Annotated in this window: 11 protein-coding genes; 4 read left to right on the plus strand and 7 right to left on the minus strand. The window is 44.3% G+C overall.

The features are described from left to right. Nucleotides 1-91: 91 nt before the first annotated feature. The 6 genes from ACRRS0_RS16445 to ACRRS0_RS16470 all read right to left on the minus strand — a co-directional run bounded on the left by ACRRS0_RS16445 (nucleotide 92) and on the right by ACRRS0_RS16470 (nucleotide 6,982). Nucleotides 92-1,051, minus strand: coding sequence for an alpha/beta hydrolase (locus ACRRS0_RS16445; protein WP_432452136.1), 960 nt, complete (start codon nucleotides 1,049-1,051; stop codon nucleotides 92-94). Nucleotides 1,052-1,058: 7 nt separating this feature from the next. Continuing rightward, nucleotides 1,059-2,267 (minus strand): MFS transporter, encoded by a 1,209-nt coding sequence (locus ACRRS0_RS16450; protein WP_432452135.1) that lies wholly within the window; start codon nucleotides 2,265-2,267, stop codon nucleotides 1,059-1,061. A 208-nt stretch (nucleotides 2,268-2,475) separates the two neighbouring features. Beyond that, complete coding sequence (fabV, locus tag ACRRS0_RS16455; protein ID WP_432452134.1) at nucleotides 2,476-3,678, minus strand: enoyl-ACP reductase FabV; 1,203 nt, start codon at nucleotides 3,676-3,678, stop codon at nucleotides 2,476-2,478. A 14-nt stretch (nucleotides 3,679-3,692) separates the two neighbouring features. Beyond that, the gene (locus ACRRS0_RS16460; RefSeq protein ID WP_432452133.1) at nucleotides 3,693-4,115 is read right to left on the minus strand and encodes a MaoC family dehydratase; all 423 of its coding nucleotides are present in this window, start codon (nucleotides 4,113-4,115) and stop codon (nucleotides 3,693-3,695) included. Between the two features lie 101 nt (nucleotides 4,116-4,216). Beyond that, entirely contained in the window at nucleotides 4,217-5,809 is a 1,593-nt protein-coding gene (locus ACRRS0_RS16465; protein ID WP_432452132.1) for an acyl CoA:acetate/3-ketoacid CoA transferase, read from the minus strand. Between the two features lie 264 nt (nucleotides 5,810-6,073). Continuing rightward, a complete protein-coding gene (locus tag ACRRS0_RS16470) occupies nucleotides 6,074-6,982 on the minus strand; it encodes a LysR family transcriptional regulator (RefSeq protein ID WP_432452131.1) in 909 nt (302 codons plus the stop codon). 331 nt (nucleotides 6,983-7,313) lie between these two features. Here ACRRS0_RS16470 and fabG point away from each other — a divergent pair, with 331 nt between their 5' ends. From fabG to ACRRS0_RS16490, 4 genes are all read left to right on the plus strand, one after another. Next, nucleotides 7,314-8,048 (plus strand): 3-oxoacyl-ACP reductase FabG, encoded by a 735-nt coding sequence (gene fabG / locus ACRRS0_RS16475; protein WP_432452130.1) that lies wholly within the window; start codon nucleotides 7,314-7,316, stop codon nucleotides 8,046-8,048. 9 nt (nucleotides 8,049-8,057) lie between these two features. After that, nucleotides 8,058-9,266, plus strand: coding sequence for an acetyl-CoA C-acetyltransferase (locus tag ACRRS0_RS16480; RefSeq protein WP_432452129.1), 1,209 nt, complete (start codon nucleotides 8,058-8,060; stop codon nucleotides 9,264-9,266). Nucleotides 9,267-9,474: 208 nt separating this feature from the next. Next, entirely contained in the window at nucleotides 9,475-10,749 is a 1,275-nt protein-coding gene (locus tag ACRRS0_RS16485; protein ID WP_432452128.1) for a hypothetical protein, read from the plus strand. A 507-nt stretch (nucleotides 10,750-11,256) separates the two neighbouring features. Then, nucleotides 11,257-11,805, plus strand: coding sequence for a hypothetical protein (locus tag ACRRS0_RS16490; RefSeq protein ID WP_432452127.1), 549 nt, complete (start codon nucleotides 11,257-11,259; stop codon nucleotides 11,803-11,805). Between the two features lie 141 nt (nucleotides 11,806-11,946). Here ACRRS0_RS16490 and ACRRS0_RS16495 read toward each other — a convergent pair whose 3' ends face one another. Further along, on the minus strand, nucleotides 11,947-12,642 hold the full coding sequence (locus tag ACRRS0_RS16495) for a pirin family protein (RefSeq protein WP_432452126.1): 696 nt from the start codon (nucleotides 12,640-12,642) through the stop codon (nucleotides 11,947-11,949). Nucleotides 12,643-12,729: the final 87 nt, after the last annotated feature.

Consider the following 12,729-nt stretch of genomic DNA (forward strand, 5'->3'; position numbering starts at 1 on the left):
TGCGGCGGCATGCAAATCTTAAAACCCCCAATCAGTCGATGGTCGGGGGGATTGATAATGAAAGCTCAATACCCCCCGACCTTCACTAAACTTACTCGGCAATGGCCGGATTGCTGCGATTCAAAAACTCGGCAATGCTCTGATATACCTTGGCGCACTCTTCTTCAACTAAGTTTTCCATATTGATAAAGGTATGGATCATGTCTGAAAAATGTAGCTGCTCGACCGCCACCCCGGCCTGCTTGGCCTTTTCACAATAGGCGATGGCTTCATCTCGTAAGGGACAAAACTCAGCGGTAATGATGAAGGTGCTGGGTAAATTGGCACTAAAGTCACCGTATAAGGGAGACGCCTGCTTCCGATCCTCATGGTGCTGAAAATAGTTGTCGAAGTACCAAGCTATTTTGCCTTTTTGCAATAAATAACCGCTGCCATTTTGCTCCATGGAATGACTATTCATCGTGTAGTCGAGACTCGGATAAATCATCACCTGCTTGTCGATCTGCAGCGATTTATCAAATTGAGCTTTTGCACTAACGCTTGCAACTAGTGCGCCACCACCGGAGTCTCCCACAAGCGACAAACGAGGAAGATAGCGTACATTGAGTCCCGCTAAAGTTGCCCCTATATTTTTAGCCACCGCATAAGCGTCATTCACCCCCGCAGGATAAGGGCATTCTGGTGCGAGGCGATATTCAACCGACACCACAATATGCTGCGACGCTTGAGCAAGCTTACGACAAATCGGGTCATAAACCGTCACACTCCCCGCCATATGCCCTCCGCCATGATAGTAAATCACGACTGGTAGGGCTTGTTCGGGCGCCGGATGATAAATTCGAACCGGTACGTTATATTCGTCACTCAAGACCAAATCGTCGTGAACCCATGCAATAGCTGGGCTATCGCCCACCAGCCCTCGGGTTAAATTTTCTAAACCTTCACGGGCATTGGTTGCGGTGGGTTTAAATCCGTTTTCGATCAAAGTAGCGACTTGTTGATTTAACTCGTCTAACCATGGAATAAGCTTTGGACTAACTTTACGCATCATGCTCTCCTTAAGCTTTGGTGGTAGATAACTTCACATTGCTGTCGTGGCTTTTGTTACCGGTTTCGGGCAAGAAGAAGCTAGCAAGGAAGAAGGTTGATGAACAAAGCACTGCAAAGGATGCGGCAATGGCTATGTTACCGCTTGAGTCTGCAATCCAACCCGCAAGGTACATCAGCACGGTTTCCACCATATAAGAAATAGACCAGAACATACCAAACACCACCGTGATGCGCGCGGGAGTCATATTGGGTAATTCTTGAGGGAGGGTGATTAAAGCCGTCATCGGCGCAAACATAAAGAAACCAGCCATAAACGCGGCACCGTAAGCAACGCTCGCACTAGAGGTGGTCATCATAAGCGCCGCAAATAGGGTCATCGCCAAACCACAGTAGCGGATCACCGGAATGCGCAAAGCAATGCGCTTGGTCATGATAATGCCGGCGACCGTTCCAAGCATACCTGCTGCAATCATAATCGATGATAAATATTTAGCTTCGGCCGCAAAAGTTGGTACCAGCGGGAACAGTGCAAACACCGCAATATAACAAAATAGCAAACCAGAATAGGCAATTGGCAGCCAAATATTCACGGGCTCTTTAAAGCCATCTTTGAGGGTATAAGAGGCATTTTCTGAGCTTTCACCTTTGCCACCCGATAACGAGAAGTCATCACTAATCATCCACCAAATAACTAACAAGACGAGGCTCACCATCGAAATGGCTAAAATAACATTTTGCCAAGATTCTAAGGTCGACAGTAAGGAACCGGTAAAAATAATCGCTAACAAATTTCCGGTATTAAAGGCAGCAGCATTAATCCCATTCACCAATGGGCGCTCTTCGGCAGAAAAATAATTAATTACAATTGGATTAAAATAAACAATCGCAAATGCGCCCCCAAAGCCCATCACTAAACGGGTAAACACGTACCAGGGATAGCTTGATGCATACGCCCCTGCCGCCCCTGCCATAATCAGTAACAAAGCAAGCGAAAACGCCTTTTTAGGGCCCATTTTAACCAGCAACCAAGCGGCCGATAAGTTACCAATAATTTTTGCAATGGTGATTGCGTTGGTCATCCAGGTGGCTGCTGCCATTCCCTCGATATTGTAATAACTCATGATATCTTTTGTCATCATCGAGCCCGCAACCCACGACATGGCAAATAATGCGTAGGTCATGAATATGGTAAATTCAATAAGATATTTTTTCTTCATCTTCGCTACCTTTCTAGGCTGTATTCAAGTAATAAATCCAGCTTTCATCTTACTAAAAATAAGCCTCCTCATTATCCTGAATTCGCATTAATGTATTGTGTGAAACTCATCGCAAAAAACTATAACCATTTGTTTGTAAAACAATTTTTAATGGGCAATAAAAAGCCCCGCTAAAATGCGAGGCTTTTTTAGGTGCACTAAATTGCAGTTATGGCTTTAATGCAAGTAACTCGCCTAAGCTAATATCCGCTTGATAATCCACGCCCGCCAAGGCAAAGCCGTTCAGCTGCATAAAGTCGTTGATATAACCTTGATAATCGCCCACTTCTTTAAAGTTTTCGGGGGTGATCTGAGCCATCAATGCCGCGACTTCTTGCTGAGTTTGTGGTTCGAGTTCCCAATCATCGATTCGAATTAAACGCTGCGGATCCACAACAACCGTATTCTCATCGTTATATAAACGTTGGGTAAACAATCGCTGCATCTGCTCTATGCAGCCTTCGTGGGTTCCACGGGCCTTCATCACTTTAAATAGAGCCAGCATGTAAGGTGAAAAAGTCGGAATAAAAACACTGGCTTTGGTGACTAAGGCTTTGCACACCGAGACATATGCCGCTCCGCCCATGGTCGCTAACTGCTGGTGAAGTTGATCCGCGCTAGCTTGTAAATGAGTTTTGGCCCTGCCTAACGTTCCTTTATGGTAGATAGGATAAGTCGCCTTTGGCCCAATGTAAGAATAAGCCACGGTTTTACATCCATAGGCAAGTACCTTGGCATCTTCTAAAATATTAATCCAACTGATCCAATCTTCACCGCCCATCACCTTCTCTGTCGCATAGATCTCTTGTTCGGTGGCGGTCTCAACCGTCATTTGCTGCATGCTTTCAGTTTCAATATTAATAGTTGGCCCGGTCACGGCTTCGCCAGTGGTTTTAATTGCAGAGCGCCATAATTCTCCCGTTTCTGGGTTAGGCCGAACCCCGGTCGCTAAGCTGTAAACCACTAAATCGACCTTGCCACCAAAATTGTGCTTAATATAGTCAATAACTTGCTCGCGCATTTGCGCTGAGAAAGCGTCGCCCACAAAATTTTTCGCGATTAAGCCCTTCGCTTCTGCTTGTTGACGAAAATAGATATTGTTGTACCATCCAGCGGTTCCCACACCCTTTTCACTTGGGCCTCGCTCAAAAGAAACACCAATGGTGTCGGCGTTTGCGCCACCAAAGGCCAACGCAATACGAGACGCCAAACCAAAACCAGATGAGGCGCCCAAAATAAGGACTTTCTTAGGGCCATCAAGCACTTTGCTGGTTGCTCGTACATAGTCAATTTGATTCTTGATCGACTGTTGGCAGCCGTAGGGATGTGCTGAACGGGCAACCACCCCTTTCACGATAGGTTTAATAATCATGGATACTCCGAAGGTTATGAATTCAATTTGGGTGGCATTACCGTTGCGACACCTGAGATCACTAGCTTGCCATGCTGATTAATACTGCGAGTGGCTAGTTTCACGATATTCTTTTTAAGATTAATCTCGATCACTTCTACTTCGGCGCGGATCGTATCCCCAATGTACACTGGTGCAGTAAAGCGTAATTCCTGACCAAGGTAAATGGTGCCAGGCCCAGGCAATTGCATGCCTAATACCGCAGAGGTTAATCCAGCAACCAAAATGCCATGCGCAACGCGGTCGCCAAATACACTCGACTTACCCGCAATAGCGCTCACATGAACCGGATTAATGTCGCCACTAATGCCACTAAATAGTTGAATATCAGACTCACTGATAGTTTTTTCAAAGCTTGCTTGTTGGCCAAGTTCAAGCTGATGAATGGTATAAGTCATCGCTAATTTTCTTCTATAAAAAACTTTGTTATTACATTGATGTATAACAAAATATTCTGCAAAAAAAGGCCCACCACAAGGCGCAAGTGGGCCCGGAAAAACTAAGCCACAATTTTCGCTTTATCGCATACAGGGTAGAGAGCCTCAATCTTTAAATCCATTGCTTGCTCATAAAAAATTCGCGCATCCATCAGCTTCAAGTTAGCACTAATCTGCGGCTTAAAGTCCATCTGCGACAGAATGTCTTTTTCCAAATCAACTCCCGGCGCAATTTCAATCAATTCTAAACTTTCCGCCGCTAAGCGAAATACCGCTCGCTCGGTAATATATAACACCGGTTTATTATTTTTACGGGCGATATCCGACGCAAAGGTGATCTGCTGAACCTGCTTAATAAACTTCCTAATCGGTCCATCTTGGATAATCGTTAGCTTTCCGTTACCCGTTTCGATGCGTGATTTACCGGCGGTAAATGTCCCACAAAACAACACTTGCTTGGCATTTTGGGTAATATTGATAAAACCTCCGCAGCCCGCGATTTTAGAACCAAATTTAGAAACATTCAGGTCTCCTTTTTGGTCACATTCAGCCAACCCAAGAAACGCTTGGTCGAGGCCTCCCCCATCATAAAAATCAAACATTTGATCTTGAGTAATAATGGCTTCCGGATAAGCCGATGCGCCGAAGCTTAATCCACCAGCGGGGGTACCACCAATCGCGCCCGGCTCAATCGTTGCGATCATTTGTTCGGTGATCCCTTCTTCATCGGTCACTTCAGCAATTACCTCGGGTACACCAATACCATAATTGATCACCGCCCCTTGTTTGAGTTCCATCGCAGCGCGACGCGCAACAATTTTTTTAATGTCTAGGGGGCGTGGGCGCGCGGGCTGATGTTCCATCATCCCTCTGCCGCAATAGGCTGGATTCATCGCTTCAGCAAAGGTTTGCATATGCAGGTCTGCGTCGGCAATCACCACTGCATCCACAAAGATCCCTGGAATACGCACTTGCTGCGGATCCAGCTCACCAGCTTTAACCATCTGCTTCACTTGAACAATTACTCTGCCTCCCATATTGGTCACCAATTGAGCGGCGGCTAAATTTTCCAGAACAAGACACTCATCCTCCATGGTTATATTGCCATTTTCGTCGGCAGTGGTGCCACGCAGTAAGGCCACATTGGCTTCGATACGTTTATAAAAAAGATACTCACTACCGTCGATGTCGATCACCGATACCCGTTCGCCTTGGGTACAAGCGTTAATTTTGCCGCCCCCCAAACGAGGGTCAACAAAAGTACCTAAACCTACATGGGATAAGGTTCCCGGTTTACCTGCCGCAGAGTCTCTTAATAACTGAGCAATCACCCCTTGAGGAAAGTTATATCCCTGAAGTTGATTGTTATTTGCTAACTGCTGTAAACGAGGAATGAGCCCCCAATGCCCGCCATAAGCCATACTCACCATCCCTTGATAGGAAAGATGGTTAGTGGCTTTATCAACCCCATCTCCTTGGCCTGCGGCAAAGTACAACTCCAATTGATTTGGATGCCCCGTGGCCAGAAAACGCTCACCCAGTGCTTGTTCAATGGCTTCGGGAACCACCGCTCCAATAAAACCACCAAGAATAACTTTATCGCCATCTTTTATTAACGACGCTGCTTGCTGAGCAGAGAGTACATTGGCTTTCATCACTACTTTCCTTCATCACTTACATTGAGGGTCTATAGCCAACAAGGCGTAGACGCCGGGGCAAGTGTATGGCTTAGAGATTGATGAAAAAATAGGTAAAAAAAGGAAATATAATTGCATATATGGGTTAATTAAGCAGGTACAGTTTACTTAAACTAATCTTCCATGAAGACCATCACATCCACTAGACAATAAAAAAGTAAACCCTTGGGCTTACTTTTAACGGGATAAACTAATCTGTCAGCATTGGCGAACGAAAAGTATTTACTCCTGATCACTCAGGGCTCTAACTCTTTGTATTAAGAAATCTTTAAAATTAACACAACGAACCGGCATTTGTTTTCGTGGACGAAAGTAGAGACTAAATTCAAATTGGCTATTAATGTAGTCTTCAAGTACTGGAACCAAAATCCCTTGATCCAGCTCGTCTTTGACTAAGGCGGTGGGCAAATAGCCGATCCCGCCACCATTTATCGCCACCGTTTTAATAAACTGGCTGTCTTCAACTTCAACCGTTTGGGTAATGTGCACCGTAGTAAATTCACCATCACGTTCAAATACCCATTTATTACCACCGATTAAAGTTGAAGCATACAGGCAATTGTGTTTCTTTAAATCTTCAGGTTGTTCCGGCCTTGAATACTGCTCAATATAGCTTGGCGCACAGCAAGCAATCAGTGGGTAACTCAGTAAAGAGCGTTTCACCAATAAACTGTCTTTTTCCTGAAAACCCTGATAAACGGCACTTGCTCGGATCGCAAAGTCGATTTGGTCGATATGATCCATATCAAAAGCGGTTTCAACAATGCGAAATGAAACATAGGGATGTTGTTGTAAATATTCGCCCACAATACGGCTCAAAAACTCTTTTGCGAATAAAGGGGTACAGGCAATTCGAATGATCCCTCTATCGTCATTCCCAAGATTTTGGATTTCGGTAACGATGTCATCGATTTCATCATTCACCCGACTAAAACGATCATATAAACACAGACCAGCCTGAGTCGGGACCACTTTGCGGGTGGAGCGTTTAAGTAAACTAATCCCCATATTATCTTCCAACTCGATAATCCAACGGCTCCCCGCCGAGGCTGAAATACCGTATTGCTGAGCTGCCGCACTAAACGACCCACTGCGAACCACATGAAGAAAGTAGACCATTTTATCTAACATACAACACCCAGAATATTGCGAATATACAGCCAAGGATTCTACCTCTTAACAAATTTAAATATCGAGTTGATTACCCCAATAATGCCAGCGAACGTCACATAAATGCCCATCGGTTGCCCTTTCCAATATGACTTATGTAAGCCTAGTCGATCGAAACCACTGGCTAACTGTAGAAACAATCATAGTTAAATTATCCCATTTTAGGGATTTTGTTTTGTCTCGTTTTCGATAAACATTCTACGCCTGCAGCCCTAAACTAAACCCAGTCAAAGGAAGCCCCGAGCAGCATGCCGAGGCTTGATAACAACATACTGCAATAGGTGAATAAAGAATGCTTACCGATAAAATCTGTATCGTAACGGGTGGGGCGCAGGGCATTGGTCGCTGTATCGTAGAAACATTTGCAAGCCAAAATGCCAGCATGGTTTACGCCTGTGATATGAATCTAGAGATGATGTTAGACCTAGAAAAGCGTTATCCAAACGTTCGAGCAAAACAGCTCGATGTTTGTGACCGCCAAGCCATTTTTGATTGGATTGAGGCGCTAAAAGGACGCCATGGGAAAGTCGATGTATTAGTCAACAATGCTGGCATTACCCGCGACAACCTACTTGACCGTATGAGTGAGAGTGATTGGGACATGGTGCTAAACGTTAACCTCAAAGGCGTTTTCAATATGACTCAGGCTATTGCGCCGCTCATGATTGAAAACGGCACTGGTGCCATTGTAAGCATGTCTTCGGTTGTCGGAACCGACGGCAATATAGGGCAAAGTAATTACGCAGCGACCAAAGGAGGTGTCATCGCCATGACCAAGGGATGGGCCAAAGAGTTTTCACGAAAAGGCGCACAGGTAAGGGCTAATTGCGTTGCACCTGGATTTGTAGAAACCCCCATGACCATTAATTTACCAGAAAAAGTACTCAACCATATGAAGAGTAAAACGCCACTAGGGCGTATGGGCAAACCGCAAGATATTGCCGATGGGGTGCTGTTTTTAGCCAGCGACAAGGCCTGCTTTATTACCGGACAAACATTGAAAATCGATGGCGGCTTGGTGATCTAAGGAACGACGATGAATAAAGTATATATAGTAGGCGTAAAACGGACCGCCTTGGGTAGTTTTGGTGGTAGCTTAAGCAAAACCCCTGCTTTTGAATTGGGCGGACATGCCATTCAAGCAGCACTAAGCCAAGCCAACATCGCCCCCCAGCTAATCGACGAAGTGATCGTTGGCAATGTATTAGCGGCTGGTCAAGGTATGGGGCCCGGTAGACAGGCCGCAAAATTTGCCAACATTCCTGATGTGGTGCCAGCCTATACCCTAAATATGATCTGTGGCAGTGGCATGAAAACAGTGATGGAAGCCGCGAGCAAAATCAAGGCTGGTGATGCTCAGTTGATTGTGGCGGCGGGCATGGAAAACATGTCGAAAGCACCTTATTTGGTGGATGCGACCAATAGATTTGGCTCCAAAATGGGAGAGCAGACACTGGTCGACAGTCTTATTTACGATGGACTCACCGACGCATTTAACCAGTATCATATGGGGATCACCGCTGAGAATATCGCCGACAAATATCATATTAGTCGAGCCGCTCAAGACACCTTTGCATTACGTAGTCAAAGTCTCGCCAGCCAAGCGGTCAGCAGCGGCCGTTTTGATGATGAAATTGTTGCAATCGAAGTACCACAACGCCGTAAAATGGTGTGTTTTAGCCGCGACGAATACCCACGCGGTGACACCACAATCGAGAGCCTAAGCAAATTACGCCCAGCGTTTAAAAAGCAAGGCAGCGTGACCGCTGGCAATGCTTCTGGGATCAACGATGGTGGGGTTGCATTTGTATTGGCCTCAGAAGCAGCACTTGCCAAGCATCATCTTGAACCCTTAGCGGAAATACTTAGCTATGGGCAAGGCGGTGTGGATCCGGCCTATATGGGTTTAGGCCCCGTGCCCGCGATAAAACAAGCACTCACTCGCGCTAATATGTCGCTGCAAGCAATACAATTACTTGAGCTTAATGAAGCCTTTGCCGCTCAGGCATTAGGGGTGATGCATGGTCTATGCGACGAACATCAGGTCAACATGGATTGGTTTGAAGATAAAACTAATGTGAATGGTGGCGCAATAGCCTTAGGTCACCCACTTGGCGCATCTGGAGGGCGAATTCTAAGCTCTCTTCTCTATGAAATGAAAAAACGACAAGCCACTTATGGCCTCGCATCACTGTGTATCGGCGGCGGTATGGGGACCGCCATGATTATTAAAAATATTATTTAATAAGTATAAATTAAAAATTAATCATAAGGCTCTACAAGAGCCTTTTCTATTTTCTATTTTCTATTTTCTATTTTCTATAAAACTAAACCCAACCCAATTAAATAAACAATATCCATTTCTAGAAATTATCTTTCCCTATTTTGATGGTAATCGGCCATTCAAGTGAATGATAAAATATTCGCGATTTTAAATATTATGGAAAATAGAAATGAAATTAAAAAAATTACATTACCTACTAACGACAACACTACTCTTATCTTCAGCGAGTTTTGCCTCTTCATATAATATTGCAGACGATGCCAAATTAGACTTTGCTATGGATGCTTATGTTCGAAGCCATGTAATAAAACCCGATAATGATAGCTCGGAGCACGGTTTCACATCTCGGATGCGGATTAAAGCCAACCTTCTTTTAAACGATGGTTGGTCGATTCACAGCCGCTGGCAAGCTTACTATAACTGGGCTGGCGACAGGCGTCACAGTGGCAGCCCCGCCACCAATTTTACCGATGGCGAAAACAACGATGGGCTCTCTCTCGATTTAGGCTTTGCTCAATATGCAAAAGACGGACTCCTGCTGCGAGCTGGTCGTCAACGAGCCGATTGGGCTTATGGATTCAATATTAATAATGACCGAAGAGATCGCTTATTGGCGATGAAAAGCTATAACTTTGACCACGGCAAACAGATTAATTTGATTGGTATTTACGACTTACGTTTTTCAGAAAGTGAGTATGATACAACTGCCAAGCTAGATGATTACTATGCAGATGTAAGTATGTACGCCCTGGCCGCAATGGGCAAAATAGAACGCTGGGACTGGGGAATGTTATGGGCGTACTTCGATGGTAGCGAAAATAACATTGGTAACTCAGCGATTGGCGCTGGCTCGGTCGGTTATGGGATCGACTACTTCCATAATATTTCACCTTTTTTCACTGGTCATTTTAATGACTTCACGGTGAAAGGGGCGATGAATATTATTCTGTCGGATTCCACAGAAAAAAACGGCTATTACACCACTTGGGGAAATAATGGTTATGCTGGCTTCCTAGAAACCAGTTATCAAATCAGCCCCGCATTTAAGCTTCAGGCCCAAGCTCTCGGCTTTGTTGATGGCGGGCTAATAGGACGAGGCTTCGACACCTACTCTGGATTAATCAACAATAGCAACCGCAATGATGCCAGCCCCATTTATCGACAGTTTTTTGGTGGCCTCGGTCATGAAGATAACGACGGTCAAATCATCGCCAGCCGCCTAAATTGGCAAGTTTCCAAAGCGTGGCAGTTACAATTTGCTGCCGGGCATATGAATATAGATAACTACCTTGGGACATCGGAAGATTTAAAAGCAAGCTTCTTAGATGCTAAAAGTCATTACCAATGGAGTAAATATACTGACTTAGGCTGCCAAATAAGTTGGGCAAATGAAGATATTGATGATTTAGCAGCGATGTTTATCATTAATATTAAATATGATTAATATAACATGCCAAAACTAAATAAATGGGTGCGAATACAGGCACCCATTCCATAAGCAACAAGAGAAAACCGAAGTAAAAACACTCACCTAAAAAACTAAACAGCACTCCATTACATTTAAAGTAAAAACCAATGACCATCATTTAAAAAATCAGCTCTGGATTATTCACCCGCCTATACTTTCAAGCATCATGATCTTTGATCGATGAGTGTCGGCTTCATGCTCCAAAATGGCCTCGTAACTCCCCCCTTAAGCCTTAGATAACCAAGGAGATTGCCAGTGTCATGGTAGAGCAGACCCAAAGCTCCGGCTACCAAATGATTCATTTTAAGAATAGTGGACATCTAACGATTCACGCTCACAGTCGCATTAAATTTTTAAGCGAGAATCGTTTACTAAAACATCTAAATTATATATAACACAATCAGCCGATTTATATCTCTTAGAGCAAACGATTGGCACGCAGTAAATAATACCATTATTTCAATGAACGAAAAGGAAGTACACATGAGTGATTTACGTTCACCAGCTTATTGGATCGGCCACTTTTTTACCATCGCTGCAACCATCGTCGGCGTTTACTACGCGGCGATTGTTGGCTTTGACGTTGCTTTAAAGCTGGAGTTGGTGAAAGCGGATAGAGGTACCTATTATGTTGCCGAATCCATGTATCAAGAATTAAATTTTAATGTAGAAAATATGGATAAATACATTGAGCGCGTAAAAACCAAGGAGTATGTCTATAAAGAGCATATTGCTGGCATTAAACTCAATGATTATGTGTTTCAGGCAGCAAAATACTCTGATTCAACCTTTGAACTTGAACCCAAATTGCTATCTGAAATATCAATCTATTACTTTTCTATCGGTAATGCGATTAAGCAATATTACGATACTGGAATGCAATCGCCAAGCAAGGTGATGACCGTGGTGAAGCGTGAAACTGAGAAGCTAAAAAAACAAAAAACCTTAGAACGTTTAGCGAAATATAACAAAGCACTTGCCGATAGCGTTGAACAACGTGGGGTTAATCTTGCCCAACCTAATTTTAATTAATGCGTTAAAATGCGACATATTTCAAGCTAAAAGCGTTTAGCGCAACCAGAGGTATCCAGCTCAGTAAAGCTAGCGAATACCTCTCTGCTTTTTCTTCAAAAATCTCACGATTCAACATCCCCAAAGCCCTTGTCGGTCTGCCTAAGGCAAATCAAACAATAGCGCGAGCACTCGCTGCTCCCCATTATTGATGAACTCTAGATGCTCCAAGTTTTCAACTTTTAGCCCATCCCCAGCCTGCAGCGATAATTGGTCCACCATTAAATGGCCTGCAATTTGATGGACATAAAGTCGCCGTCCGGCTTGAATGGAAAAGCTGAGCTTGTGTTGCGGCTCCAGGATCAACTGATGCAAACGCGCATCTTGCTTAATTTGCAAGCTGCCCTGCTCACCGGTCGGTGTTAACACGGTGGTTAAACCGGGCTCTTGACCAAAATTTTTCTGTTGATAGCCCGGTTGCTTGCCAAAAATATCCGGCTCAATCCAAATTTGTAAAAAATGTAATGGTTCGGTGGCCGAGGCATTAAATTCACTATGGTAGATCCCCCGCCCCGCCGACATCAGTTGAAACTCTCCAGCTGGTAAATTCTGCATATTGCCTTCGCTATCTTTATGCTGAATACAACCCTCAAGCACATAGCTAATAATTTCCATATCACGATGCGGGTGGGTATCAAACCCTGCGCCAGCTGAAACGACGTCATCATTGATCACTCTTAATGCAGAAAACCCCATCTGTTGCGGATCGTAATACTGACCAAATGAAAAGCTATGTTGACTATCTAACCAGCCAAAGTTAGCTCGGCCACGCTGATTTGCGGCTCTTTTTGTGAACATAAGATAGTCTCCTCTATTCCAGTCTGAAGGGTGATAATGACTTAATCTGCCAAAATCACATCAATATTTTTTAATCGCTAACTTAGC

Origin of the sequence: Agarivorans sp. QJM3NY_29 (assembly GCF_050870835.2) — a bacterium.
Taxonomy (GTDB): Bacteria; Pseudomonadota; Gammaproteobacteria; order Enterobacterales; family Celerinatantimonadaceae; genus Agarivorans.